Annotated in this window: 25 protein-coding genes and 4 pseudogenes; 16 read left to right on the plus strand and 13 right to left on the minus strand. The window is 57.4% G+C overall.

Annotated elements, in window-relative coordinates; all coding sequences use genetic code 11:
• Positions 1-3: 3 nt before the first annotated feature.
• From AC0L7U_RS17270 to AC0L7U_RS17280, 3 genes and pseudogenes are all read left to right on the plus strand, one after another.
• Positions 4-1,024 (plus strand): annotated as a pseudogene (locus AC0L7U_RS17270) (ABC transporter permease).
• 29 nt (positions 1,025-1,053) lie between these two features.
• Positions 1,054-2,220 (plus strand): annotated as a pseudogene (locus tag AC0L7U_RS17275) (ABC transporter permease).
• Positions 2,221-2,283: 63 nt separating this feature from the next.
• On the plus strand, positions 2,284-2,904 hold the full coding sequence (locus tag AC0L7U_RS17280; RefSeq protein ID WP_473692449.1) for a class I SAM-dependent methyltransferase: 621 nt from the start codon (positions 2,284-2,286) through the stop codon (positions 2,902-2,904).
• Here the strand turns inward: AC0L7U_RS17280 and AC0L7U_RS17285 are convergent.
• The 9 genes from AC0L7U_RS17285 to AC0L7U_RS17325 form a co-directional block, all read right to left on the minus strand.
• Positions 2,895-3,083, minus strand: coding sequence for a hypothetical protein (locus tag AC0L7U_RS17285; RefSeq protein ID WP_473692451.1), 189 nt, complete (start codon positions 3,081-3,083; stop codon positions 2,895-2,897). The genes AC0L7U_RS17280 and AC0L7U_RS17285 overlap by 10 nt on opposite strands.
• Positions 3,065-3,658 (minus strand): polysaccharide deacetylase family protein, encoded by a 594-nt coding sequence (locus tag AC0L7U_RS17290; protein WP_473692453.1) that lies wholly within the window; start codon positions 3,656-3,658, stop codon positions 3,065-3,067. The genes AC0L7U_RS17285 and AC0L7U_RS17290 overlap by 19 nt, the downstream gene beginning before the upstream one ends.
• Entirely contained in the window at positions 3,655-4,095 is a 441-nt protein-coding gene (locus tag AC0L7U_RS17295) for a glycosyltransferase (protein WP_473692455.1), read from the minus strand. Before AC0L7U_RS17295 ends, AC0L7U_RS17290 begins: the two co-directional genes overlap by 4 nt.
• Complete coding sequence (locus tag AC0L7U_RS17300; protein WP_473692457.1) at positions 4,055-4,351, minus strand: hypothetical protein; 297 nt, start codon at positions 4,349-4,351, stop codon at positions 4,055-4,057. The genes AC0L7U_RS17295 and AC0L7U_RS17300 overlap by 41 nt, the downstream gene beginning before the upstream one ends.
• Complete coding sequence (locus AC0L7U_RS17305) at positions 4,323-4,811, minus strand: hypothetical protein (protein WP_473692459.1); 489 nt, start codon at positions 4,809-4,811, stop codon at positions 4,323-4,325. The genes AC0L7U_RS17300 and AC0L7U_RS17305 overlap by 29 nt, the downstream gene beginning before the upstream one ends.
• Positions 4,808-5,293: a glycosyltransferase family 4 protein gene (locus AC0L7U_RS17310; RefSeq protein WP_473695878.1), complete on the minus strand. Its 486-nt coding sequence runs from the start codon at positions 5,291-5,293 to the stop codon at positions 4,808-4,810. Before AC0L7U_RS17310 ends, AC0L7U_RS17305 begins: the two co-directional genes overlap by 4 nt.
• A gap of 3 nt (positions 5,294-5,296) precedes the next feature.
• Entirely contained in the window at positions 5,297-5,974 is a 678-nt protein-coding gene (locus AC0L7U_RS17315; RefSeq protein WP_473692461.1) for a hypothetical protein, read from the minus strand.
• Positions 5,975-5,997: 23 nt separating this feature from the next.
• On the minus strand, positions 5,998-7,230 hold the full coding sequence (locus tag AC0L7U_RS17320; protein WP_473692463.1) for a glycosyltransferase family 4 protein: 1,233 nt from the start codon (positions 7,228-7,230) through the stop codon (positions 5,998-6,000).
• 178 nt (positions 7,231-7,408) lie between these two features.
• Positions 7,409-8,668 (minus strand): glycosyltransferase family protein, encoded by a 1,260-nt coding sequence (locus tag AC0L7U_RS17325; protein WP_473692465.1) that lies wholly within the window; start codon positions 8,666-8,668, stop codon positions 7,409-7,411.
• Positions 8,669-9,138: 470 nt separating this feature from the next.
• On the opposite strand from AC0L7U_RS17325, the gene AC0L7U_RS17330 reads away from it, so the two are divergent.
• The 8 genes from AC0L7U_RS17330 (at position 9,139) to AC0L7U_RS17365 (ending at position 16,713) form a co-directional block, all read left to right on the plus strand.
• Positions 9,139-9,873 (plus strand): ABC transporter transmembrane domain-containing protein, encoded by a 735-nt coding sequence (locus AC0L7U_RS17330; protein ID WP_473692466.1) that lies wholly within the window; start codon positions 9,139-9,141, stop codon positions 9,871-9,873.
• Complete coding sequence (locus tag AC0L7U_RS17335) at positions 9,803-11,746, plus strand: ATP-binding cassette domain-containing protein (RefSeq protein WP_473692468.1); 1,944 nt, start codon at positions 9,803-9,805, stop codon at positions 11,744-11,746. Before AC0L7U_RS17330 ends, AC0L7U_RS17335 begins: the two co-directional genes overlap by 71 nt.
• Before the next feature lie 100 nt (positions 11,747-11,846).
• The gene (locus AC0L7U_RS17340) at positions 11,847-12,302 is read left to right on the plus strand and encodes a cyclic nucleotide-binding domain-containing protein (RefSeq protein WP_473692470.1); all 456 of its coding nucleotides are present in this window, start codon (positions 11,847-11,849) and stop codon (positions 12,300-12,302) included.
• A 9-nt stretch (positions 12,303-12,311) separates the two neighbouring features.
• On the plus strand, positions 12,312-13,160 hold the full coding sequence (locus tag AC0L7U_RS17345) for an MBL fold metallo-hydrolase (RefSeq protein WP_473692472.1): 849 nt from the start codon (positions 12,312-12,314) through the stop codon (positions 13,158-13,160).
• 94 nt (positions 13,161-13,254) lie between these two features.
• Positions 13,255-14,766, plus strand: a complete 1,512-nt coding sequence (locus AC0L7U_RS17350; protein WP_473692474.1) for an adenylate/guanylate cyclase domain-containing protein — start codon at positions 13,255-13,257, stop codon at positions 14,764-14,766.
• Positions 14,767-15,027: 261 nt separating this feature from the next.
• Positions 15,028-15,444 carry a TetR/AcrR family transcriptional regulator gene (locus tag AC0L7U_RS17355; protein ID WP_473692476.1) on the plus strand — a complete coding sequence of 139 codons (417 nt, stop codon included), beginning with the start codon at positions 15,028-15,030 and terminating at the stop codon, positions 15,442-15,444.
• Positions 15,445-15,568: 124 nt separating this feature from the next.
• Entirely contained in the window at positions 15,569-16,252 is a 684-nt protein-coding gene (locus AC0L7U_RS17360; RefSeq protein WP_473692478.1) for an MFS transporter, read from the plus strand.
• On the plus strand, positions 16,249-16,713 hold the full coding sequence (locus AC0L7U_RS17365; RefSeq protein ID WP_473692480.1) for a hypothetical protein: 465 nt from the start codon (positions 16,249-16,251) through the stop codon (positions 16,711-16,713). The genes AC0L7U_RS17360 and AC0L7U_RS17365 overlap by 4 nt, the downstream gene beginning before the upstream one ends.
• Before the next feature lie 118 nt (positions 16,714-16,831).
• Here the strand turns inward: AC0L7U_RS17365 and AC0L7U_RS17370 are convergent, their stop codons facing one another.
• Positions 16,832-18,022 carry a lytic murein transglycosylase gene (locus AC0L7U_RS17370; RefSeq protein WP_473692482.1) on the minus strand — a complete coding sequence of 397 codons (1,191 nt, stop codon included), beginning with the start codon at positions 18,020-18,022 and terminating at the stop codon, positions 16,832-16,834.
• Positions 18,023-18,301: 279 nt separating this feature from the next.
• Entirely contained in the window at positions 18,302-19,312 is a 1,011-nt protein-coding gene (locus tag AC0L7U_RS17375) for an LLM class flavin-dependent oxidoreductase (protein WP_473692484.1), read from the minus strand.
• A 180-nt stretch (positions 19,313-19,492) separates the two neighbouring features.
• Between AC0L7U_RS17375 and AC0L7U_RS17380 the strand changes: the two genes are divergently transcribed.
• From AC0L7U_RS17380 to AC0L7U_RS17395, 4 genes and pseudogenes are all read left to right on the plus strand, one after another.
• Complete coding sequence (locus tag AC0L7U_RS17380; RefSeq protein ID WP_473692486.1) at positions 19,493-20,089, plus strand: TetR/AcrR family transcriptional regulator; 597 nt, start codon at positions 19,493-19,495, stop codon at positions 20,087-20,089.
• Positions 20,090-20,197: 108 nt separating this feature from the next.
• Positions 20,198-21,326: pseudogene (locus AC0L7U_RS17385) on the plus strand (alkene reductase).
• 293 nt (positions 21,327-21,619) lie between these two features.
• Positions 21,620-23,465: pseudogene (ilvD, locus tag AC0L7U_RS17390) on the plus strand (dihydroxy-acid dehydratase).
• A gap of 204 nt (positions 23,466-23,669) precedes the next feature.
• Positions 23,670-24,290, plus strand: coding sequence for a 5'-methylthioadenosine/S-adenosylhomocysteine nucleosidase (locus tag AC0L7U_RS17395; RefSeq protein ID WP_473695880.1), 621 nt, complete (start codon positions 23,670-23,672; stop codon positions 24,288-24,290).
• 71 nt (positions 24,291-24,361) lie between these two features.
• Here AC0L7U_RS17395 and AC0L7U_RS17400 read toward each other — a convergent pair whose 3' ends face one another.
• Positions 24,362-24,577: a hypothetical protein gene (locus tag AC0L7U_RS17400; protein WP_473692488.1), complete on the minus strand. Its 216-nt coding sequence runs from the start codon at positions 24,575-24,577 to the stop codon at positions 24,362-24,364.
• Positions 24,578-24,653: 76 nt separating this feature from the next.
• Positions 24,654-25,109: a helix-turn-helix domain-containing protein gene (locus tag AC0L7U_RS17405; RefSeq protein ID WP_473692490.1), complete on the minus strand. Its 456-nt coding sequence runs from the start codon at positions 25,107-25,109 to the stop codon at positions 24,654-24,656.
• A gap of 68 nt (positions 25,110-25,177) precedes the next feature.
• Here AC0L7U_RS17405 and AC0L7U_RS17410 point away from each other — a divergent pair, with 68 nt between their 5' ends.
• On the plus strand, positions 25,178-26,503 hold the full coding sequence (locus AC0L7U_RS17410; protein ID WP_473692492.1) for an MFS transporter: 1,326 nt from the start codon (positions 25,178-25,180) through the stop codon (positions 26,501-26,503).
• The last annotated feature ends 14 nt before the right edge of the window (positions 26,504-26,517 follow it).

Raw genomic sequence — 26,517 nt, forward strand, 5'->3', positions numbered from 1 at the left:
GTCATGATGAAATATATTCTGCGCCGGATTTTGATGATGATCCCGACGCTGTTCGTCATCAGCTTCTTGATCTTCTTTGTGATTGAGTTGCCGACGGGGGACTACATCAGCAACCAGATTGAGGTTCTCAAGACGTCGGGCGAGCAAAGTTCGGTTGCCAAGCTGGAGTTTATGCGGCAGGAATTTGCGCTCGATAAGCCATTTGTGGAGCGCTATCTGATCTGGGTTGGAGCTCGTACCTAGCCCCAACGGTTTCAACGGCCTGATCGAGGGCAACTGGGGATGGTCATTTGAATATGATCGACCCGTCGCGCAGGTTCTTGGGCCAACGATGCCGCTGACATTCATTTTGAATTTCGCCAGTGTGCTGTTCGTCTATATCGTCGCGTTTCCGATTGGCATCTACTCTGCGACCCGACAATACTCTTGGGGGGATTACGGCTTCACCTTGCTGGGGTATCTGGGTCTGGCGGTGCCCAATTTCCTGTTGGGTTTGATCCTGTTGTACTTCTTCAACGTCTGGTTTGGCATATCCATCGGCGGGTTGATGGATCCCGCCTATATCAACGAGCCGCTCAGCATGGGCAAGGTCGGCTCCATGCTCGGCCACCTGATTATTCCGACCATCGTCATCGGCACCGCGGGGACGGCTGCCATGATCCGCCGCCTGCGCGCCAACCTGTTGGATGAATTGAACAAGCAATATGTCACCACAGGCCGTGCGAAAGGCCTAAAGGAGCAGCGCTTGCTGATCAAGTATCCGCTCCGTATGGCCCTCAATCCTTTTGTGGCCGACATTGGCAGCCTTATTCCCTCGATGGTGTCGGGATCGGTGATCGTGTCTGTGGTTCTCGGTCTGCCAACGGTGGGGCCGATCTTGCTGGATGCCCTGCAATCGCAGGACGAATTTCTGGCAGGCTTTGTCTTGATGTTCACTTCGGTCCTGACACTGATCGGCATGTTGGTCTCTGATCTGTTGTTGGCTGTTCTCGACCCCCGCATTCGGCTTGGGGAGAAGGCATGATGAGCGATCACGACAAGTCGAAGACAGAGATGCAGGACCGGGCCTTGGACGATCATCCGCATTACGTCAATGAAGCGTCGTTCAATCCGGTCGAGTTTGAAAGCCTGACACCGGAGCAGGAACGCTATTATCAGGCCTCGCAGTGGCAGATCATGTGGTGGAAGTTCAAGCGCCACAAGCTGGCGCTTTGGTCCGGCGTGATTCTTGTCCTGTTTTATCTCTGCGTGCCTTTTGCCGAGCAGATCGCGCCTTATACAGCGTCGACACGCAACAATGATTTTCTCTACGCGCCCCCTCAGACGGTGCATCTGTTTCATGATGGCAAGTTTGTTGGCCCGTTTGTCTATGGCATGACGGCAAAGGTCAATCTGGAGAAGATGCGCTGGGACTACACCCGAGACGAGGGACGGATTGAAAAGCTGCGGTTTTTCTGTTCGGGCGATCCTTACAAGTTCTGGGGCTTCCTGCCGGCATCATTTCATCTGGTTTGCCCGGCCAAGGATGGCACATTGTATCTGTTGGGCACGGATCGGCTTGGCCGTGACATGCTGTCCGGTCTGGTCTATGGCGCAAGGCTCTCGCTGACGGTCGGGTTGATCGGCGTGGCAATCTCGATTTCCCTTGGTCTGTTGTTCGGTGGGCTGGCTGGTTATTTTGGTGGCTTTATCGACAGTACCATTCAGCGGTTGATCGAGATCCTCCGCTCTCTGCCGGAACTGCCACTCTGGATGGCTCTCTCCGCCGCCTTGCCAATCACCTGGAGCCCTTTGTGGATCTACCTCGGAATTACCGTCATTTTGGGCTTGCTCGATTGGCCGGGGCTGGCACGTGCTGTGCGAGCCAAGTTCTTTTCCCTGCGTGAGGAAGAATATGCGCGCGCGGCCGTGCTCATGGGGGCAAGTCCGCGCCGTGTGATCGTGCGGCATCTGTTGCCGGGGTTCACCAGCCACATCATTGCATCGGCGACACTGTCCATTCCTTCGATGATCCTTGGGGAGACGGCGCTGTCGTATCTCAATCTGGGGCTGCGACGTCCGGCGGTCTCGTGGGGCGTGCTGTTGAACGAGAGCCAGAATATCTCGGTCATCACCATTTATCCCTGACTGCTTTCGCCTGTGGTGCCAATCATTATCGTTGTGTTGGCCTTCAACTTCCTCGGGGATGGTTTGCGCGACGCAGCCGACCCATATAAGTGAATGATAACATGGTCGGACACCGCTTTCGGTCCGGCTGACACACCGGGAAAAGGCCAGAACAGCATGTCGAAAAACGCAAGCTCAACCGAAGGCTGGGATCAGGAATACGGCGATGGGCGCTGGTCTTTTCTGTCGTCTCTGCCCGAAAGCGGACGCTATGGCATCATTGGCATGTGGCTGTCGTTGAGTGGCAATCTTGAGCATGTGCTGGATGTTGGCTGTGGCGAGGGGTTGCTGTTTCAGCGGCTGCGCCCAATGGGGCTCGTGCGCTATACCGGACTGGATCTTGCGCCCGCCGCCCTTGAGATTGCCGATGTCGACCTGGAAATTGCCACCTTGCAAGCAGGCGATATGCATGACTTCCTGCCACCGGAGGGCACGCGTTATTCGGCCATTGTCTTCAATGAGGTCATGTATTTTTCCAAGGATCCGGCTGCGCTTTTGGCACGCTATGCGGATTTTCTGACCGACGATGGTGTTCTTGCTGTGTCGATGTATGCGCCCAAGCGTCCGGAGAGCGGTGCCAACCGTGCTATCTCATGGGTTTGGGAGGCTACGGACGATCCCGAAAAATGGGACGTTCTGGATGACTATCGGCTGGTGTCTGACAAAAAGAACGTCACCTTGACGTTTGCGTCTCGTCAAGCCAAAGCGCTGACGCGCAACGTCCGCGCTCACTCCTGAAACAGGTCTTTCACCAAGGGCCATGATGCGCCGGGGTGATGCGCGGCGATCTCCAGAAAGACATCTAGAAAGCCGAAACAATCCTCTTCCTGCGCCAGATGGTGCGTAAGGATGCCAAGAGGTTCGGCAGGATCTCGTTCGGCGGCGGCACAGTTGCAGATCAAATCGCAGACGTGCACTTTCCCATCCAATGAACCGGCGCTCCTTCTTCCACTTGATGATGTCGACATGCGATTGCACCTGATGGGCGCGCGGAAAATGGTCCCAGGTGAACGTGGACAGGCCTTGCAAGCCGAGGCGTGGCAACAGATGCCGGATCGCGGGGGACACGCGGTTCCAGGAGCGGTACGAGAGCAGGCACGAACCGCTCGCCAAACAGTTCGGTCAATCGGGCCTTGCCCGTCTGCAATTGCGTGAAGACTTCTGACGGATCGCGTCGACTTCCAAGTTCTGCAGCTTTTTCGCCCAGATCCTTGCGTTGGAAATTCTGATGCTGATAGCCATGCTGCAAGACGATGGCGTGGGGTGTCTCTTCCAGACGACGCGCCAATGCTTCCGTTGCATGCTTCGGGATCACGGCCAGAGCAACGTCGATTTCGTGTTTGTCTGCAAGGCCTAAAAGCCGGTCGAGTTTTGCGGTTGGCTCGATCGCATCATCGTCGCGCCACCAGAAGCGCACGCTTTGATCGCGTGCGGCAAACCAGTCGAGATGGGTGATCAACGCGGTGCAGAACCGATCTTTCTCCGTGCTCATGCTGTTCTCGCCTTCAAATCCTCAAGCAGAATGTCGGCACTGTTTTCTGCGCCGCCAAGCGCAACAGTTTCCGTACTGAGATCCTGTTCCAATGCGGTGTCTATTGCCTGTCCCAGCACCTTGGCGGTTAATCCGTCTTCCTTGCAGACAACGGCCCGGTTGCGATCTGCCAGTGCCTGGGCACGCTGGGTCTGCTCGGTCTCATTGATTTGCGCAAAGGGCACGAAGACCGCACGCACGCCCGCGATGAGCACATCCAGCACCGTGTTGTAGCCAGCCTGACTGACAGACAGGCGGGCACGGGTCAGTAGATCGGGGAAATCGGGTCTTGCCCGTTCGACCAGAACGCCACTTCCGGCTCGCGCCTGATAGGCAGCGAAGGTGTCTGCATCAATATCATGGCCGATGAGCAGGCGCCAGAGCGTGTCCCTTGGCACGCTGACAGTGGGCCTTTGCGTCAAGCGCCGCCTCGATGAGGTTTCGCGCCACGGCGCCGCCACCGCAAGAAACAACGACTTCGTCATGTCCGTCAGAGGTTTGCGAAGCCTGTCGGTTATGCCCCCCGACAAAGCCGGTGTAGCGCACAAGAGGCTCGACCCGGTCCGCGAAGGGGAAGCTGTCGGCAAGCTTGACCAGTGCGGGGTCGGAATGCACGAGAATACGATCATAAAAGGCCGTGGCCTGATTTGCCATCCATTCCTCTTTCCAGATTTGCTTCTTGCGTACTGAGGATATCGCGGATCGATGTGGCGATCAGCGGTCGGTGTGGCATGGCGCGGGCAAGGTCCACCAGCGGCAGCAGTTCAAAGGCAAATTGACGCCGCCCAAAGGGAAATGTCTCGGTGAGAAGCAGGTCGTAGGGCTGCGAGCGAAAGGCTGCGAGCGTCATGTCAAGGCGGCGTTGCTGCCAGGCCGCATCAATCTCGTCGCCCTCTGGTGTCACCAACCGGTCGAAAACGGCATCAGGGCTGCGCACTGGTGGCAGATGCAGCACGTCGAGACCATCGGTGTTGAGGGTTGGCGGCAATGTATTTCCCGTGGCAAGTGTGACCTTTCCACCGCGCGCGACAAGGGCTTTGCCAATGGCTGCGGCCCGAACGGCGTGGCCTGTGCCAAGCAGATGCTGTACATGAATGAAAACGGAAAACGTCATCGGTCCCTCGTGTCGTCCTGCTTGGGATTTGTCGCGATTGCCCGGCTTGCGTGAGTGTCGCAGGCCTGCAACAGGAATGCTTCGAGCCGCGCAGCCCCTTGCGCCAGCGTGTGATGTGTCTGAATGTGCTTCCTAGCCGCTTGCCCGAGAGCGGTGAGGCGACTGGGGTTTTCAATCAGATGCCGTAAGGCTTGTGTGAAGGCCTCCACATCGTCGACCGGAACAATGATGCCGGTTTTGCCGTCGCGTACAATGTCTGGAACGCCAAAACTGTCGCCGGCAAGAACTGGCAGGCCGCACGTCTGCGCCTCCAGAAAGACAAAGCCAAAGGCCTCCCGCACGGCAGGCCAGACAAAAAGATCATGCGCCGCATAGGCTTGTGCCAGTTCGCTCTGGTCGAGGGCTCCCGGTGCGCTGATGCGATGCGACTGAAACCCGGCCAGAACGGCGTCACGAGCCGGGCCGTCTCCGATGATCGTCAGATGCTAGGGGAGGTCTTCGAGCCGTGCCAAAGCCTGCGCCAGAAGCTTGAAGGAGGCCTGTTTGTCACCCTCCCGCATCATGGCAACGCTGAGAAGGCGTAAAGGCTTGTGAGGGGAGGTTGCAGAAACCGCGGCATCTCTCGTCTCAAAAGGGGCGGTATCCAGAAAAGGCAGCACGATCTGGAGCCGTTCCGAAGGTAGAACCGCTCGCAGGCATTCGGCATCTGCGCGGTGCAGGGCGGCGACATTATCGGCCCGGCCAAGGGCCACATCGGCAGCGGCGAACCCGGGTGCGAAGGCACCCGTCTGGCGCTTGGGCGCGCGGCTGGCTTCAATGATGGCATAGGGAATATCAAAGCGATCAGCCAGTGCCGGGCCAATCCAGTCTGGGGCCTTGTGATAGAGATGGTAGGTCAAAAACAGGTCCGGAACCCGTTTCTGGCGTTGCCATTGCGCGCTGATACGCTCGATTTCGGCGCTCGCCTGCACCTTCAATTGCTCATAAACGTCATTGCCACCTGCCTTCGTCCAGGAGCGAAAGGTGCTGGCAATCTCGACGTCGTGGCCACGTAGTTGTAATGCGCGCAGAAGCAGGCGCCCCATGGTCCGGTCGCCAGACGGCGTTGGATCATCGAGCGGCTTCATCGGGGCGGTAAACGCAATGTCGAGATGGCGTGTCATCAGACCGGTGCAGCCGCCGTGTGTCAGTGGGCCAGTAGCGGGCGAAACTTCTCGGCCAGATGGTCCAGCCCCGGTGCACTGGCGAACGTCTCGCGCACATGCGTTGCGGCTGCGCGGCCGAGGCGGTCACGCGCGTTCGGGCTGGCAATCAGCTCCGCCAAGACCTCTTTCAAGGTGGCTGGGTCGGCCTGAGGGACGAGGCGGCCGGTCTCGCCGTCCTTGATCAATTCGGGGATGGCAGACACCTGTGTCGACAGGCAACACAGTCCCATGGATTGAGCCTCCATCAAGACGTTGGGCAAGCCGTCCCGGTCGCCCGTGCTGGCGATCTTGGAGGGGAGTGCAAAGAGATCTGCCGCTTGCATTGTGGCGATGACTTCTTCACGCGGCTGCGCCCCGCGCCAGGTGATGCGCTCGCTGAGGCCAAGACTGTCGCCAAGAGCTTGAAGGTCGTCTGAAAGTTCACCGCCGCCGACATGTGTGAACTGCCAGTTGAGATCGTTGGGCAAGGTAGCCAGCGCCTGCAGCAGGTCATCATAGCCTTTCTTTTCCACTGCACGGCCAACGGACACGATGCGTACGGGATCGTGAGGGTTGTGCCCGTCGCGGGTCGAAGTCTCCTGCGAAGGCAGAGGGAAACCGGTAAAATCAAGCCCATGATACACCAGTTCGATCTTGTCGGGCGTCGCACAAAGGCTTTTGAGATAGTCCGCATTAACGCCGGTGCAGGTCACGCCCCAAGCCGCATCGTCGAGCTTGGTGCGCAGATCCCATTCCGGGCTGGTCCAGATGTCCTTGGCGTGGGCCGAAAAGGACCAGGACTGGTTCGACAGATGTGCCGCATAGCGGGCGACGGAGCAGGGCGTATGCAGATAATGTGTGTGGATCCAGGTGATGTCGTCTGGCAGCTCTTGTGCAAGGACGCAGGCCTGCGACCAGCGTTTGGCACGGTCTTCGCTCGGGTCTTGTGCATAATCGGCCTCAAACAGGGCTCTCGCTGCTGCATGGGTCGGTTGACCTGCTGCCCATAATTCACTGCAGGCTACCCGTTCCCGGTCATCTTCGACATACTCCGGCAGATAAAGTACGTCAGCTTTGATCTGGCGGTGGACTTCATGGATGAACGGATCATAGGGCTGGCGTAAGGCGACAATCAGCACATCGATGCCACGTTGCTCCAGTCCGAGAATTTCCTGGGCGATAAAGGTCTCGGAGAGGCGAGGATAGCCTTTCACCACGACGGCAATACGGGGCATATAACACTCTTTGGCGGGTGGTTGAGGTGACAGGCAGTTGACCAAGTGAAAAGGCCGAACCGTTTGAGTTCATATAATGCGATCTGATTTCGCAGGGCCACCTCCAGCGTGCGCTTGGCTTTGAGCGAACACAGAAAACTGGCGCGGAGAAGAGATCGTGCCGCGCACCGGTTCGTTCTCAAGCGTCTTCGTCGATCGTTTCCGCTTCGGCATCCGACTCCAGAAATGGTCGGGCACCGGGATGCCTGATGTGGTTCTTGTGCTGGAGGATTTCTTCCACTCGGTCACCAATGGCTCCCAGGCCGCCAAGCAGGCTGCGCACGCCGGCCTGGGACGGACGTGGCTGCATCGGCAAACGTGCAATGGCCTCGGCCATCAGGTCGGCATTTGGATAGTGGTCGATGGACAGAACACTCAGGAGCCCGTTGTCTTCCGCCTGTGAAGCGCGGATTGCCTGTTCACGGCGCGGCTTTACACGCGGCACAATCAACGTCGGCTTGTCGAAGGACAGGATTTCGCAGAACGTGTTGTAGCCTCCCATGCCGACGATTGCCTTGGCATTGTCCATGTAAGGTTCGATTTCTGGCGTGAACCGCAAGACCTCCACATCGCGCAGGCGTTCGGCTCTGGCGCTGAACGCGGCAGCGTCGGCGGCGGCCATGAAAGGACCCAGAATGACGAGAGCCGGAAACAGTGGCGTCTTGCGGGCTTCATAAGCGCGCATCACCCAATCGACCATTTCCACACCATCGCCGCCGCCTCCCGGCGTGACGAGGATATAAGGCGTCGACCCGAAGGGGGCAGGCCCATCGGCATCAGAGGCATTGGCTGGAAGGTCACGGCGCAGATAGCCAGTGTACATCAGCTTGTCTTCGACGCCTTCAGGCAGGTCAATGCCGGTCAGGGGTTCGCACAGGCTCTCTGGCCCATAGACCCAGATCTCGTCGTAAAGATCGCGCAGGGCAGGGTAGACGTTCTTGCGCTCCCATTCCTCACGCAGCATGTCCGGATCATCCATCACATCGCGCAGGCCCAGCACCAGCCGTGTCGGCGTTGAGGCCAGAGCTTCCAACGTCGGCAGAACTTCACCGCGCAAGCCCAGCGGCTCCTTGTCAACGATGAATATGTCTGGTTCAAAGACCTTGGCAGTATGCTCGATGATCGAGGCGCGAATTGCCAGCGTATGATCGAGATTAAGCCCCAGCGAGAGCGGTGTATATTCACCATTCTTGAGTTTGATGACGCCAGGGATGCGAACGAAATCCACTCGCGATCGGAACTCGAAGTTGCCGATGATCTGCGATCCGGACAGGATCAGGACCGACAGACTGTCGAATCGGCCCACAAGTGCATGGGCGATGGCACGACAGCGCCGCAAATGTCCAAGACCGAACGTGTCATGGCTGTAGATGAGAATCTTGGGCGAATTTGATGACATGCTTTCACATTCATGGTCGCAGCAGTAAAAACGTGGCCTGAGCCATGCGATATGCTCAAACGAGGGGACAGCCGCCCGAACATCGCGACCCCGCTGAAACTTCAGTCGGCAAGCCATGCGTCCGGAAATGCCTGAATGTCCTTGCACTCCTCCCAAAGCAGATTTCACCTTGAGCGAGAGCGACACTATCCCGGTCGAATACGCCCTGTCCATGCTTTAACGTCACAGAAACGTGCATTGCGACCGTTGGTGCAATGCCTACGAACGATTATGTGATTGACGTATCTTGGAAGAAATGATCAATACAGAAAATTCAGATCATGGCCGTCTCCACTTGGAGAGCGTTTTTTAACGGTGCGTGGTCTTTGCTTTCCTAAACTTCCAGCGTGCCGCCCCCGCCGTGCGACAGTTCATCGCGCTGGCGGCTGATCAGCTTTCGGCAAACTTGTGCTGTCTATTGGGTTTCTGTGATGGAAAAGAATCTGTTTCGGTTTATCTGGCAGTACAGTTCGAGACAGCAACTGTTCATCCTCCTGATCACCATTCTGTCCTATCCCATCAGCTATGTGCTTCTGGAACTGCCCAAGCTGATCGTCAATGATGCCATTGAAGGGGATAATTTTCCTCGTGAGATCTCCGGCTTCGAGTTTGATCAGGTTTCTTATCTTGGTCTGCTGGCCTTTGCTTTTCTGGCTCTCGTGGTTCTGTCCAACGGCCTCAAGCTTTATCTGAACGTCTATAAGGGGCGGTTGGGTGAGCGCATGTTGCGCCGACTGCGCTTTGATCTGTTTCAGCGCGTGCTGCGTTTCCGCCTGCCGCATTTCAAGAAGATCAGTTCCAGCGAAATCATTCCGATGCTGACCTCGGAAGTTGAGGACGTTGGCACCTTCGTGGGAGAAGCCATCGCCTTGCCTGCCTATCAGGGCGGCATGCTTGTCGTGCAGATCGGCTTTATCTTCATGCAGAACCCGTGGTTGGGTCTGGCGGCGATTTCGTCTTATCCGGTGCAGGGTTATGTCATCCCGAAATTGCAAAGACAGGTCGTTCGCCTGTCGCGCGAGCGGGTGAAGAATGTGCGGTTGATCGCGGATAAGGTCGGCGAAAGCATCAATGGCATTTCCGAGATCCACGCCAATGACACCAGTGCCTGGCGATTCGGCAGAGGTATCCAGTCGCCTCTATACCAACTTCAAGATTCGCTATGAAATCTTCAACCGGAAGTATTTCATCAAGTTCTTGAACAACTTCATGAACCAGTTGACGCCGTTTCTGTTTTATCTGATCGGCGGCTATCTGGTGATTGAAGGCAACATGAGCATCGGGGCCTTGCTGGCCGTTGTGGCTGCCTACAAGGACTTGGCGGGGCCTTGGAAAGAGCTGCTGGCTTATTATCAGGCCGTTGCCGATGTCGATGTGAAGTACCAGACCGTCGTTGAAAATTTTGATCCGCCCGATCTTTATCCGCGCGATCGATTGGTTCGTGATGAAGATGTCGAATTGTCGGGCGATCTGAAGATTACGGATGTCTCCTTTTCCGGCGGGGCGGCCGGGCAGGATGTTTTCGATCTGTCCCTGGAGGTGCCGCAAGGCACAAGTCTCGCGGTCGTTGGACCGGATGGGTCTGGCCGCAGCGAGGTCTTGCAACTTGCCGCCGGACTTCTGTCCCCCGTCAGCGGTCGCGTTGAGGTGGGGGGGCACGATCTGGAACAAATGGCGGCATCCACCATTGGGCGCCAGATCGCCTACGTCAGCGCCGATGTACATATCTGGAGCGGCACCATCCGCGACAATCTCTATTACGGCCTGCGGCATCGCCCGCTGATGCCGCCCGAACGTAACGCCGAGCAACTGGCTGAATTTGAACGTCAGGTGCGGGAGGCTGAAATTACAGAGAATCCGGCCTATGATCTGGCGGCGATATGGGACGACCATAAGCAGGCCGGGCTGGAAGACAACGCGGCTTTGGATCGACGGGCACTCGACTTGTTGAATAAGCTGGGCCTGGAAGCGGACATCTATCGTCTCGGCTTGCAGTCGCATTTTGACCCGTCTATGCACGCGGACTTTGTCGATCAGATCCTGCAGGTGCGGGCCGAACTGAAGGAGCGCATTGCCGCCAGTGATGAACTGGCCGATCTGGTGGAACTCTGGGATATCAAACGCTTCAATGCCAGCGCCAGTCTGGCAGAAAATCTGTTCTTCGCGGTGCGCACCGACCCGGAGATGCCGCCGGAAGTGATCCTGGAGTTGGAGGAGGTACGAAGCTTCCTTCATGAAAGTGGTTTTGAGCGTAAACTCGAAGAAATCGGTCTCAAGATCGCGGAAACGATGATCGAGCTGTTCGCCAACTTGAGTTCGGACAGTGCGCTGCTGGGGACGTATTCCTTCCTGTCGCAGGACGAATTACCGGAATTTGAGCGTATTGTGCGTGTGGCACGTGATGTTCATGCAGCCAAGCGCAAGAAGCGCCGTCTGTCGAGTTCGCAGCGCGCCGATCTGGATCGCTTGATCCTTCTTGCCTTCCGGCTTGTGCCAGCACGGCATCGTCTGGGCGTGTTTGAGGATGGCTTTGAGGACGAAGTCGTTGAAGCCAGACCGGTTTTCCACGAAAAGGTTGTGAGCAAGTCGGAGTATTTCGACGCCATTGATCCGGACGTTTTTCTGGCGTCTCTGTCGATCGAAGACAATCTCCTGTTCGGACGTCCGCGCGTTGACCGTCGGGATGCACGACGGCGCATTGATGCTCTTGTCCGATCCGTGGTCGAGGAACGCAATTTGCGCGCGCCGGTTGTGCATGCGGGCTTCGGATACCATGTAGGAGTGGCAGGATCGCGCCTTTCAGGTACGCAAAAGCGCAAATTGGCGCTTGTTCGCGCCTTGTTGAAAAACGCTGCCATTACCATCATTGACGAAATCGGCGCGACCCCGAGCAGCGAGGACAAGGCGCTGCGCGAGTTCTTGCGTAAAGAACTTCATGGCAAGATGTTCCTGATCGGAACAACATTTGACTCGGTTGCCGCGGAATATGATTGTAAAATCAAGCTGGATCAGGGGCGTGTAAATCAAGAGTCTTCGTAAGGTCTCTTGAGCTTAGCCTGCCAAGATGTTTACTTGTCTATAAAAATAAAGATGGGGCCGTAACAAACGGACACTTTGGCTGTTGCTCAGGGAGGTTGATGTGAGTCTGGAAAAGGAAGTCGAAGCTCTCAGACGAGTGCCGCTGTTTCGTGGCATCGATCAGACCAAGCTGCGCCTGCTCGCCTTTATCAGCGAACGCATGACGTACCGGCCCGGCGAAAGGCTGTGTGCTCAGGGTGAGGAAGGAGACTGCGCCTTCATCATCCTTGATGGGGAGGCGGATGTTCAGATCAATACGCCGGACGGGGACCGTGATGTTGCGCACGTCGGGCATGGATCAATCGTCGGGGAGATCGCCATTCTGTGCGACGTGCCACGAACGGCAAGCGTGATCGCTGCCAGTGACATGGATGTATTGATGGTCTCTAAAGACGATTTTTTGAAGATGCTGAAAGAGTTCCCGGATATGTCGCTTGATGTTATGCGTACGCTGGCATTACGATTGGAACATACGACAAGTGATCTTGTTGCGATGCAATCCAAAGTGCCTTCTTAAGAGGTGAGTGTGAGTTCGACGTTTTCCCTTCGCTGTTGGGGTGTTCGCGGGTCGATACCGACCCCGGGGCCAGACACCCTGCAATATGGGGGCGAGACGACCTGCTTTGAAATTCGAGCGGGCGATCAACTTCTTATTGTTGATTGTGGCTCGGGTGTGCGCCGGTTGGGCAAGCAATTGTTTCAGCAAGGCCCGCAGGCCATGGACATTCTTTTCACCCACACGCATCTCGATCACATCTGTGGTCTGCCCTTCTTCAAGCCTGGATATGACCCCGAGTTTGATGTTGTGGCGTGGGCCGGGCATTTTCAGGACAACGCCTGCCTGTCACAGATTGTCGCCAAGATCATGTGTCCGCCGGTGTTTCCTGTTGCCGCAGAAACCTTGAAAGCCATCAAGTTCAAGCCGTTTGTGGCCGAGCAGGAATTTCCCAAAGATTTTGGTGATCTGCGCGTCAGCACGGTGCGCCTCAATCATCCAGGGGGCGCTTGTGGGTATCGCTTTGATTATCAGGGCCATTCCATATGCATCATTACGGATCACGAACATGGCGACCCGCATATTGATGCCAAGGTAGAGGCCTTTGTTCAGGATGCGGACGTGATGTTTTATGATGCCATGTTCACCGAGGGCGAATATGCCAGCCATTTTCGGGGTTGGGGTCATTCAACCTGGGAGAAGGCGATAGATCTGGCGCGCAAGACAAACGTCAAGGATTTACAGCTCTGCCATCACGGCCCTTATCGCACGGATGTCGAGCTGGACCAGATCGCGCGGGAAATATCTGCGGTTCTGCCTATTGCGCATGTGGCGCATGAGGGGCTTTTTCTTTCCTTTGGAGACGATGCCGAAGGTTGATCGTCGTATCGTCTTGGCGCCGGTCCGAAAGAGGGTCTCGAAGCCTGAGAAGGTCAGGAGCTGTCTACGGACCCGATCTTTTAACGGACTTTGAATGAACCTATCGCCCCGGGCTGTTGCTGTATCGATCCTCTCCTTGTTGAAGGCGGTTTTGCCGACCAAGGTGTCCACCCGGCTGCTTCCGGAGATTGAAAAGAACGAGGTGCGCGCCGAGCGTCTGATCGGTTGGGTGCAGCTTTTCATCATCGCCTGCTTTCAGGTTCTCTATATTCTGGTGCCCTCCAGTATCGATATGATTGGCTATGACGTCATCCCTTCGGTGCTGTCGGTGTATTTCGTCTTCACCCTGTTTCGGCTGGTGTTGTCCTACCGGATCATGCTGCCGGGCTGGTTCGTCTACCTGTCGATTGTCGTCGACATTTCCCTGCTGCTGTTTCTGATTTTCTCGCTCAAGCTCAACAGCCTTGGGCCGGAAGCGCTGTATCTGAAGACCCCCATTTTGCTCAATGTCTTCATCTTCATTTCCATCCGGGCGCTGCGCTTTGACCCCAAATACGTGATCGTCTGCGGCTTTCTGGCGACATTGGCATGGGGCGTCGTCATCGTCTATTCCATCACCGCGCCGTTCAATCCGCAATCGGCTGCTGAGGCCGGGGCCATTCTGTCTGCCAATCGCCTGTTGGTCAGCGTCGAGATCCACAAGGTCGCGGTGCTGGTGATGGTGACTGTTGTTCTTTCGCTGGTGCTCATGCGGGCGCGCAAGACGCTGTTTGAGGCGCTGGAAAGTCAGGCGGAAAAGACAGAGCTTGAGAGGTTCTTTGCACCTGAGGCCGCGCGCTCGATCACCAGTGCCGTGAGTGGTATGGCGCCGGGCGAGGCGGTCAGTCGCGATGTGGCGGTGCTTTACGTTGATATTCGCGGCTTCACGCGGACCAGTGAAGGTATTGAACCAACGAAGGTGCTGCGCATTCTGACACTTTATCAGGATCTTCTGGTGCGCACTGTTCAGCGGTGGGGCGGTCGGGTCGACAAGTTTCTCGGCGACGGCGCGCTGATTACATTTGGTGCCCTTTCAACTTCGCCAAGTTATGCAGCAGATTGCATGGCGGCAGTCTGCGAAATTCTGGAGGAAATTGAAAAGAGTGGTGACAAATTTCGGGCGGAAGGTTGGCCGGGTGCCTTTCGCGTGGGCGCTGCCGTTGCCACTGGAACAGTGTTGGTGGGAACGGTTGGGGGCGGTGGTCGTCTGGAATTCACCGTCATCGGCGCTGCCGTCAACAGAGCATCAAAGCTTGAGAAAGCCAACAAGCAGGAAAAAAGTCGTTTCGTGACAGATCCGCACAGTCTGCATGTGGCTCAGGATCAGGTCGCGAGCTTGAGCCAGCGTTCGCACGTCGAGCACTTGGCCCAAGATATGGATGACGTCGATGAACGCGGCGTTTTTCAAGAGGTCGATGACGAGGAGGGGCGCATGGCCAAGGGACATGCGACAGACCCACAGGCGCTCGCCCAAGCGCTTGAGACCTTGTCCCGATGCTTGCTTCGCCGCGATGGATGTAGCGTCGAAGGGCTTGGCAAAGATTTGTCGCTGCTGGTTCTGCCGTAGACGACCGGCTTTCCGCATTTTCCGCATTGCAAGGTGCTTGAGGCACAGACCCGTAAATGCGCTTCAAATTGCCAGGGCGATGGTTGTCTTGCGTCGCGACCTGCTGCCTGCGACGTACCTTGCCGGATCTGCTGCCTTCCATTTGCACGGCATTGCCGCCTCATCGAAAGCCGGCCTGAAACACTTTCCGTGTTGCGAGCATCGCTTGCCGATTTTCGGGTGTGGGAGATCTGTGTTGACAGTGTAAAACGAACGTTTTACATGTCGACTATGGATATCAAGACACGTCTCATTTCTGTCGCCGAGGGTCTCTTTGACCAAAACGGCTTCAACGCCACCGGCATGGACCGCCTGACGCAGGCTGCGGATCTTTCAAGCCGGACACTCTACAAACATGTCGGCAGCAAGACCGGTCTTATGGTGGAGGTGCTGAAAGCGCGTGAAAAGCGGTTCTTCGTCCAACTCGACGTCAACAGCATCGATGAAGCCTTTGTCGCGCTTGAGGACTGGATCCGGATCGAGGGGGCACGTGGCTGCTTGTTCCTGCGTACCCACAGCGAAACCGGTGGGGAAATACCCGAGATCTCGGAGCCCGTTCTGGCGCATAAAGAAACCATGCGGCTGCGTATCGAGGCTCTCGTGGCACGGGAAATGGGGGGCAAGACCACAGGGATGTGAGCGAACAGGTTCTTATTCTGTTTGAAGGAGCGATTGCGGCGGCGATTTACCGCGGACCGGCAGCAGCGGCGAGTGCCCGCCGAGCCGTTGCGGTTCTCATTGCCCAGGCAAGGGACGTGCCCTCATGAGCCCGGCGGTGCGTCTTGGAGCGGTCGGCTTTGCACTGATCGCGACCTGTTATGGTCTGGCTCGATTTGCCTTTGGTCTGTTTCTGCCGCAAATCGATGCGGACCTGGGGCTTGGCTCCAGCCTTTCCGGTGTTATTTCCGGCGGGTCCTTTGTAGGCTATTGTCTGGCCATTGTTCTCTCAGCCTATCTGACCGAGCATGTTGGCCCCCGCGTTGTTGCTGTTACTGCGGCGCTGGTGGCTGCGATTGGCATGCTGGGCATTGCCGTTGCACCAACCTCTCTCTGGCTTGCCGTTTCGGTGCTGGTTGCCGGCTCAAGCACCGGACTGGTATCTCCTCCGATGGCCGCGGCCATCGCCGTCACCGTTGCGCGGTCGCGGCAAGATGCGACCAACACCTTCATCAATGCCGGAACAAGCGCAGGGGTGGTGATCTCCGGGCCTTTCGCGTTGATCATTGGTGGACAGTGGCGACTGGCATTTGCGGTCTTCGCAGGCGTTGCGTTGTGCCTCGCCGGTTGGGCATTGCGCAGCCTGCCGGGCGCCAAACCGGATCGCGCCATACCTTCACAAGAGCGCGGCAATTTCACTTGGAGCCTGGCCCTTGTTCGCCTTGGTGGGGCGGCCTTTTTCATGGGGGGGCCAGCACGGCGCTTTGGTCGTTTGGCGGCAAGCTGGTGACATTGCACCTTGGTTGGGGACCGACAGGCTCCGGCTTGTTGTGGGTGATGATCGGCGTCGGGGGCGTTGGTGGTGCATGGGCCGGGCTGCTGGCTTCCCGTTACGGAATAGACCGCGTCCACCGGATCTTCCTTGGTATCATGGCTGCCAGCCTGTTGATCGTTGGAGCTGGGTGGTCGCCATCGGCTCTGGTTCTGGCTGGTGGCCTTCTGTTTGGAGGGGCCTACGTCATGTTGAGCGGCATCTATCTGGTCTGGGGCATTTCTGCCTTGCCACAAAGACCAGCCACCGGCTTGATGGTTGCCTTCCTGAGCATTGCGGTCGGACAGGCTGCGGGAGCGCCTCTGTTCGGGCTGCTTTTGAGCGATGTGGGGGCCGGAGCCGCTGTGGTGATCTTCACCTGTATCGGCCTGCTTGCCGGGGGAATACCGTCACAAAGGCGGGCCATGCTGACAGCCTGACACCAGTGCCTTTCGGGGCCTCAAACAAGCCCGCAGAAACGATGAAGGCCGCGCTCCTTCTTGGAGAGCGGCCTTCATGTCTTTATCAAAGGCACGTCGGCCTTTTCACGTCACGTTGTTACATGCGCGACAGCAGAGCCGGGGTCGGCCAGCCATCGGCAGGCATCCCGAGCTTCTCCTGCATGGCCTGCACGGCGTTGCGGGTGCCGGATCCAAGAATGCCGTCGATCTCACCAACGTCATGGCCTTGTGCTTCCAGCTTGCGCTGCAACTGCTTCATCTGGCTATCGCTCAAACCTGTGTCGGGATGACCGGCATCATAGACTGGAGCACCGGCCAAACGGGTCGCCAGATAGGCGGCCGTCGTGGTGTAGATGAAGGATTTGTTCCATTCCAGATAGACGCCATAGTTTGGATAGGCGAGGAAGGCCGGTCCATGACGGCCCTGCGGCAGGATGATCGAGGCTGGCAGGTTGCTGGCGATCTTGCCGAAGCGGGATCGCACGCCAAGGCGGGCCCAATCGGCACCACTCTTGGTGTGGTCGAGGCCCGTTTGAGCCCAAGGCAGATTGGAGGGAACCTTGACCTCTTGCAGCCACGGCTGTCCGGCTTTCCAGCCCAAATGCTTGATGAAGGCTGCCGCCGTCACGATTGCATCAGGAGAGCTGGTTTTCAGATGCACATGGCCATCGCCGTCGCCATCACGGCCCCAGGCGACAATATCTTTCGGCAACATCTGAACCTGACCGATTTCACCAGCCCATGCACCCGTTGTCTGGGTGGGATCAAGATCGCCGTGCTGCACCATTTCAAGGGCTGCCATCAACTGCGGGCGGAACAAGTCCGGACGACGGCAGTCATGCGACAGCGTGACCAGGGCGTTGATGGTGTTGAAATCACCCTGTACGGCGCCGAAATCGGTTTCCAGCGCCCAGAAGGCAGTGATGACAGGAGCCGGGACACCGTATTGCGACCGGGCTCGTTTGAAGACACTGGCGTATTTCGCCATGTTCGCCTTGCCGTGGCTCATTCTGTAGTTGGAAATGACACGCTTGGAAAAGGTCAGAAAGTCCAGTTTGAACACGCCCTGCGCCCTGTCCATCGACAGCACTTTACGATCAATCTGGGCATGGGCCAGCGCGCGATCTGCGGCACTTGCGGAAACGCCCATGGCAACCGCATCTCTTTTGACGCCTTGCAGAAACTGGTTGAGGTTGCCGCCACAGGCGGGGGCGGCGATGCCGGAGGCGGTCGAGGCCGCCAGTCCAAACAAGGCAAGGCTCGCGGATAGGGTGAGTGCTCGCAGCATGATGTCTCTCTTGGTCTCCAAGAATGTGCCTTACGGGAACAGGGTCTGTGACCCTGTGGTTGGCTCAGTTGAAAGCCACCAGTGCAGACAGGTCAAGCCTTGATACGGTTGTCGTTGACGCAAGGCCCGGCCTGTCACCGGGAAACACAAGATAAACGTCCCTTCGAGTGAAAGGGCTCATGAGGATTAACAAACAAGGGCGTGGCCGGTGAGGGGGCGAACGAGACAAACGACAGGGGACACCTTCGCTCGCAACCGGCCACGCCAAGGAGGGGCTGGTCAGAGCGCTGCGACAGGCTCTTCCTGCAATTGCTTCATCACGTCGGCGGCGATCTCAAACGACTTCAGGCGGGCTTTGGGATCGTGGATCTGGCCAGTCAGGATGACTTCATCCGGCTTGTAGCGTGTCAGAAGGTCACTGAGCTGATCCTTGACAGTCTCGGGAGACCCAACGGCAGTCACGGACAGCGCCTGCTCGACCCCCGCCAATTGCTGCGGCGGGAAATGCTGCTCAAGGTCTGTCATCGGGGCAGGCAACTTGCCCGGATTGCCACTGCGCAGCTTGAGGAAGGCCTGCTGCATGCTGGTGCGCAAATACGCCCCCATCTGGTCGCTTTCCGCAGCAAAAACGTTGATCGCCAGCATGAAATGCGGCTTCTGCAAATGTTCGGAGGGGCGGAAATAATGCCGGTAGATCTGAAGAGCATTTTCAAGTTCTGCCGGAGCAAAATGCGACGCAAACGCATAAGGCAAGCCGAAGTGCGCAGCCATCTGAGCACCGTAGGTGCTGGATCCCAAAACCCACACAGGCACCTTGGTACCCGCACCCGGCACTGCAATGAGCCGAGTACCCGGGGCCGGGTCTCCGAGGAAGCCAATCAACTCCATGACGTCTTGAGGGAAGTTGTCGGAATTGTTCAGCGTGCGGCGCAGGGCGCGGGCGGTCAACTGATCAGACCCCGGCGCACGTCCAAGGCCCAGATCAATGCGGTCAGGAAAAAGCTCCGCCAGCGTGCCGAATTGTTCTGCGATCACATAAGGCGAATGGTTGGGCAACATGACCCCGCCAGAGCCGATGCGCATGGTCTTGGTGGCAGCGGCCACCTGGCCAATCAGCACAGCGGTCGCCGCGCTGGCAATGCCGGACATGTTGTGATGTTCCGCCAGCCAGTAGCGCTTGTAGCCCCACTCCTCGGCATGGCGGGCCAGATCAATGGTATTGTGCAAGGCGTCGCGTACAGTGCTGCCCTCGGCGACCGGGGCCAGATCTAGAACGGAAAACGGAATCATGGCTGTTTCTCGTCTGCTCTCGTGTGGGACCCGTCTTGTCAAAGCAAGCGGGCAGTCTATCTTGAAACCAAAATAGGAATGCCCAGTCCAAAAAAGAACCCTTGAGAACACACGCGACCTTGTTTTTTGTCGAAGAAGGCCCAATATCGGCAGATATCCGTCATTTAATAAGGTTGGTTCATGCCCCTTCAGGTCGCAAAATCAGGCCCCGGACGCCCCAGATCCTTCAATGCGGAGGAGGTGCTTGGCGCTGCGCTCAATCTGTTTTGGGAGCAGGGCTTCGAAGCGACCTCGGTGGAAGATCTTACCCGAGTGATGGGGGTGTCCCGGTCCAGTTTCTATGCTGCCTTTAGCTCGAAACACGGGGTGCTGGTTGCAGCCCTTTCGCATTATTCTCAAGAGGCGCTGACCCGTCTTTTCCAGATTGCCCAACGACCGCGTGAAAGTGCGCTCGATGCCATTGTGCGTGCCATTGCGCTACCGGACGGGGATGAACCGCGTGGGTGCCTGCTGGTGAACTGTATTACAGAGCTTGCGCCCCATCATGAGGATATTGCCAAGATCGGCCGCAAGCACATCGAGCAAATGGAAACGATCATCGCGGCTGTCCCGGCGCCTGAAGCCCCTGATCAGGCGCGCGAAGTGGCGCGCGCGCTGACGGCGCTCGCCATTGGCTGTTTGACCCTGCGCAAGTCGGGTCTGCCGGACGCCCATGTCGAGGATGCGCTGTCACAAGCGCGTGTCTTGATTTCCGGTTTCCACGATCACACCTCTTAAAGCAATCGCGGACCTTGAGAGCGCTTCGTGTCGCGCAGGGTTGAATGTCGCAAGGCAATCTTTATTTAAATCTGGACTGACCGGTCCGAAATTGAAAAGGAATATCTGATGAGTACAGAAAAGCTGTTTGGCCCGATCAAGGTGGGCGATCTGGATCTGAGCAATCGCATCGTCATGGCACCGCTGACCCGAAACCGGGCTCGAGCGGAAGATGATGCGCCCATCGACATGCATGTCGAATATTATGCGCAGCGTGCCGACGCTGGTCTGATCATCACTGAAGCCTCACAGATTTCGCCGCAGGGCAAAGGCTATCGCCTGGACGCCGGGCATCTATTCCGACGCCCAGATCGAAGGCTGGAAGAAGGTGACTGATGCGGTTCACGCCAAGGGCGGCAAAATTGTCATCCAGCTCTGGCATGTCGGTCGTATCTCGCATCCTTCTTTGCAGATCGATAATGCTTTGCCGGTTGCGCCGTCCGCAATTGCAGCCGCGTCAAAGACTTTTGACGGCACCACTTTTGTCGATACGCCGACACCGCGCGCGCTTGAGCTCGGTGAACTTCCGGGCATTGTCGAAGACTATCGCAAGGCAGCGGCCAATGCCATCAAGGCAGGGTTCGACGGCGTAGAAGTTCATGCCGCCAATGGTTATCTGATTGACCAGTTTCTGCGTGATGGGTCCAACACGCGCGACGATGCCTATGGCGGCTCGATCGAGAACCGCTCACGGTTCCTGCGCGAAGTGCTGACTGCTGTTGTCGGTGAAATCGGCGCAGGCAAGACGGGCATTCGCTTGAGCCCGTTCTCCAATGCCAACGCCATCAGCGACAGCGATCCGGTGACGCTGTTCTCTCAGGTTGTCGATATGATCAATGACTTCAATCTGGCGTATATGCATCTGGTCGAAGGCCAGACTGGCGGATCGCGTGATTTGCCTGAGGGGGCAAGCCTCGATGATCTCTATGCACGCTTCGAAGGCGCTCATATGGGCAACAACGGCTATGACCGTGCGATGGCCATTTCTGCGGTTGAAGATGGCAAGCTGGATCTGGTCGCGTTCGGGCGTCCGTTCATCGCCAATCCGGATCTGGTGACACGCCTGAAGAAAGGGGCGCATTTGAACGAGGTGAATCCCGATACGCTTTATGGCGGTGGCCGTGAAGGGTACACGGACTATCCGACGCTGGAAGACGAAGCCACAGGTGTTGGTGGAACGCCGGGCGTTCGCGACTGATCAAAGCGCGTTCGCACCTTGGAAAACCTATCGGCGTAGCAGGAAACGGCTGCGCCGATCCTGTATTCGGTAGCGGGATGCGCCATTGTAGGCTGGGAAAAATTCACCAACCGTACCGGGGCGTACTGTTTTGAACCGTTCTGGTCTTTCGTTCTTTCGCAAAAGCTGACACAACAGAGGCAGAACGCTGGTTGCTGAGGAGAGTGACCAGTCTGGAGGACCTGTTGAGGTTGACGTTGCACGTCAGGACGGCAGCCCTTGTATCAGGATAAGAAGCCAAGAGGACGCAGAAAATGCCCCCGTATCGCTCTCGAACATCGACCCACGGCCGTAACATGGCGGGCGCGCGCGGCCTTTGGCGCGCCACCGGCATGCAGGACGATGATTTCGGCAAGCCGATCATCGCGATTGCCAACTCTTTCACGCAGTTCGTGCCGGGGCACGTCCATCTCAAGGACCTGGGCCAGCTCGTCGCGCGCGAAGTTGAAAAGGCTGGCGGTGTCGCCAAGGAATTCAACACCATTGCTGTAGACGATGGCATTGCCATGGGCCACGATGGCATGTTGTATTCTCTGCCGTCGCGCGAGATCATTGCCGATTCAGTCGAGTATATGGTCAATGGCCACTGCGCCGATGCGCTGGTCTGTATCTCCAACTGTGACAAGATCACGCCGGGCATGCTGAACGCGGCCATGCGCCTGAACATTCCGGTCGTCTTTGTGTCCGGTGGTCCGATGGAAGCAGGCAAGGTGGTGCTGGAAAATGGTGTCGCCAAGGCCGTCGATCTGGTGGATGCCATGGTTGCTGCTGCCGACGACAGCTTTTCAGATGCTGATGTCTTGCAGATGGAGCAGAACGCTTGCCCGACCTGTGGCTCCTGCTCGGGTATGTTTACCGCCAATTCGATGAACTGTCTGACGGAAGCGCTGGGCCTGTCGTTGCCAGGCAATGGTTCGACACTGGCCACCCACGCCGACCGCAAGCGTCTCTTTGTGGAAGCCGGGCATCTGATTGTCGATCTGGCCAAGCGCTACTACGAGCAGGACGATGAAAGCGCGCTGCCGCGCAACATTGCCACGTTCAGCGCCTTCCAGAACGCCATGACACTGGACATCTCCATGGGCGGTTCCACCAACACGGTGTTGCACCTGTTGGCGGCCTCGCATGAAGGCGAAGTCGGCTTCACCCAGGAGCACATCGACAAATTGTCACGTCAGGTGCCGGTGCTCTGCAAGGTCGCTCCGGCAATTGAAAATGTGCATATGGAAGACGTTCACCGGGCGGGGGGCATCTTCGGTATTCTAGGCGAACTGGACCGCGCAGGCCTGCTCGACAACACAGTGCCCACGGTCCATTCCAAGACGCTGAAGGAAGGTCTTTCCCGCTGGGATATCAAGCAGACCAATTCTGAAAGCGTGCAAACCTTCTTCCGCGCCGCTCCCGGTGGTGTGCGCACGCAGGAAGCTTTCAGTCAGGATCGTCGTTGGGACGAGCTTGATCTTGACCGCGAAAAAGGGGTTATCCGCTCCAAGGATCATGCCTATTCGCAGGATGGTGAGCCTGGCGGTTCTTTTCGGCAACATCGCCGAGGACGGCTGTATCGTGAAAACGGCCGGTGTCGATGATTCGATCCTGACCTTTTCCGGCCCGGCACGCATCTTCGAAAGTCAGGACAGTGCGGTCTCTGCGGTCTTGACCGGCAAGATCAAGGAAGGCGATGTCGTCCTGATCCGCTATGAGGGTCCGCGCGGCGGCCCGGGAATGCAGGAAATGCTCTATCCGACGAGCTATCTGAAGTCCAAGGGGCTCGGCAAGGTCTGTGCTCTGGTGACGGATGGTCGCTTCTCCGGTGGCTCGTCCGGCCTGTCGATCGGCCATGTTTCCCCTGAGGCGGCTGAAGGTGGTGCCATTGCACTGGTTGAGGAAGGCGATACGATCGTCATCGACATTCCCAACCGTGTCATGAAAGTAGACTTGCCGGATTCAGAACTTGCAGCGCGCCGTCTGGCGATGGAAGAGCGTGGCGAGGCGGCTTGGAAGCCGACAGAAAAGCGCAAGCGCAAGGTGTCGAAGGCGCTGAAAGCCTATGCTGCCTTGACCACATCAGCCTCCAAGGGCGCTGTCCGTCATATCGATTGATGCGAGCTCTGACGAACTTATGAAACACATGAAAAGGCGTGCCATCTGGTGCGCCTTTTTCTTTGGTGCAGCGTGGGAAAGTGTGATCAGGCGGCTGCCGGGGTTGGCAATGCATGAAAAATCGGTGATTGGAAACACGTTCGATCATGGTGCCCAATGTGCGTCTTTTCTTTGCGATATGGAGACAGACACTTGCAACTTCAGATGAAACGTGTCGGCGACAAGGCCGTGCTTTATGTCATGGCGGTTGATGCTGAGTATGGTGAAAAGCTGCGCGCGATGATTACTCCATTGATGACGGGCATTGGCCCCGTCGAAGCGGCTGTGGTTCTGTCAGCGGCGTTGTCACGTCTGGAGGCGCAAGGGTGCAAGCCTGATCTGGTGGTGTCTCTTGGTTCCGCCGGATCTGCGCGTCTTGAGCAGACGGAAGTCTATCAGGCGACGTCCCTCAGCTACCGGGATATGGATGCCAGTCCGCTGGGCTTTGAAAAGGGTCAGACGCCTCTGCTTGATCTGCCTGTCGTTGTGCCGTTGCCCCTGCGCATTACAGGCGTTGCCGAGGCCAGTCTCTCGACGGGCGGCAATATCGTGTCCGGTGCTGCTTATGATGCTATTGAAGCCGATATGGTGGACATGGAGAGTTTCGCGGTATTGCGCGCTTGTACCTTGCACGACGTCCCCATGATTGGTCTGCGTGGAATTTCCGATGGCAAGGAAGAGTTGAAGCACGTGGACGACTGGCGCGAATATCTTCACGTCGTCGATGAAAAACTTGCCGACGCCCTGATGCATCTGGAACGGGCTCTGCTCGACGGTGTGATCTGAGCTTGGCTGTTTTGCCTTTCTTGCAGCAAAACGAAAAGCGGGGCAGGTGTAACGCAGACCTGTCAGCGTTTTTAGCGTTGGCGCGTTGCCTGTCGGGTGGTGCGCACGCGTTGGCGAAATCTGGATCGTCTGATGGGCATTTGCCGTGCATCCTCATCGGCCAGCCATGCCAGGATCAGCAGAAACAGAATGAATGGCTGGGGCAATCCGCCCAGTGGTGACGTCGTGCCACCACAGCGTGAGGACATTTGCCGTCCCGATGCACGGTCACGCGATGCGGACATCATCGTCAAACTCCTGAAATCATATAAGTGAACAGGCCTTTGAACAGAAGGACGCCCGTGCCGGACGTTTGTGACACCGCTATCGCTTCCCCTTGTGCTTTCGGGCCGGATAACGCTCCTGTCGGGACTGGGACAAGCTCGCGTTATGGCGGCTTGCCCGCCGGATCAGGCGGCGAAAGGTCGGACATTCCATATGCGATGGGGCCTTGCAGTCGGCTACGTGACGTAGCGTGTCGCGCAGGACTGTCATGTCCTGAATTTGCCGGTCCAACTCATCGGCCCGTGCATGAAGGTCCGACCGGCGCAGATCCGGTTGGCCGTCCGGGGCAAACATGCGGGCAATCTCAGCAAGCGAGAAACCGGCCGTTCGGCCCAGCGAGATCAGTCGGAGTTGCAGCACCACGCTAGGCTCAAACTGGCGCCTCAGCCCATGGCGGGCAACTGAAGAGATCAGGTCGATCTCGTCGTAGTAGCGCAAGGTCGAAGTCGGTATTCCGAGTTTCTCCGAAACCTCGCCAATATCGAGCAGCTTCATGCTTGACCTCAAGTTGGCTTGAATTCGTAGCATGCTCCCTGACCGTGATTACGGAAAGGGAAAACCCAATGACATCTATCAATCCATCGGCAAAGGCTGTGTCTGATCCCATAAATGAGCCTCTACGCCACACATTGGGTTCAACGCCACACCAAAAGAAACCGGCCTTGCTGTGTCTGTCTCTGGCGATGCTTCTGGCATCGCTGGGAACAAGCATTGCGAATATTGCACTGCCTGCGCTGGCTCAAGCCTTCGGGGCGTCCTTTAGCGACGTCAAATGGGTCGTCGTGTCGTATCTGGCAGCCTTGACGGTCTGCACGGTTCTCACCGGGCGACTTGGAGACCGCTTTGGCAAGCGTCGAATGTTGATGGTCGGGCTTGCGGTGTTTTCTCTTGCCTCTGTGGTATGTGGTGTTGCGGCAGGGCTTTGGCTGTTGGTGGCCGCAAGAGCAATGCAGGGCGCCGGGGCTGCCTTCCTGATGACGCTGTCGATTGCGATCTTGCGTGACACGTCGGATGAAGAGCGTCTGGGACGCGCCATGGGATGGCTCGGCACCACGTCTGCTTTCGGAACGGCGCTGGGTCCATCATTGGGCGGCCTCCTGATCTCCTGGCTGGACTGGCGTGCCGTGTTCCTGGTTCTTGTGCCGCTTGGCGCAGGGGTCTTGGTGCTTGCAGGCTGGGCATTGCCACCACCCATGTTGCTCGGTGCAAACGGCAAGCCGCCAATGCTGCGTGTCTCGTCACTTGCCGTGGTGCGACAATCCGGCATTTCTACACGTTTGATCTGCAATCTTCTGGTCGCTACGGTGATGATGAGCACCTTGATCGTCGGCCCGTTTTTTCTTGCTCTGTCGTTTGGGCTGAAGGAGGCAATGGTCGGGCTGGTGATGACTGTTGGTCCGGTGATTTCGATTTTTAGCGGAGTGCCGTCCGGATGGCTTGTCGATCGCATAGGTGCAACAAAGGTCGTGCTTTTAGGGCTTCTGGCTCTGGCCATCGGATCTTTTGCACTCTGTGTTTTGCCACAGTCATTAGGGCTTGCTGGCTTCATCGGTGCTATCGCGCTTCTCACAGCCTGGCTATCAATTGTTTCAGGCCGCAAACACCACCAGTGTCATGAAGTCTGGGGCATCGGAGTGTCGAGGGACCCTGTCCGGACTGCTCGGTCTGTCCCGCAATCTGGGGCTGATGCTGGGAGCTTCGGTGATGGGAATGGTCTTTGCTTTCGGTGGTGGCAATGCCATGACAGCGACACCCGGCTCTGTGGCAGAGGGAATGCAATTGACGTTTCTTGTTGCGGGCTGTGCGATGCTGGTCGCCTTGGCGCTAATGGCGCGGAAAGTTCTGAGGCCGCCACCCGATCATGCCTGAGGCGCGAGTTTCTGCTCTGATGCGGGAACGCCGG

The sequence above is a fragment of the Roseibium sp. 10G30-5 genome (genome assembly GCF_055809635.1).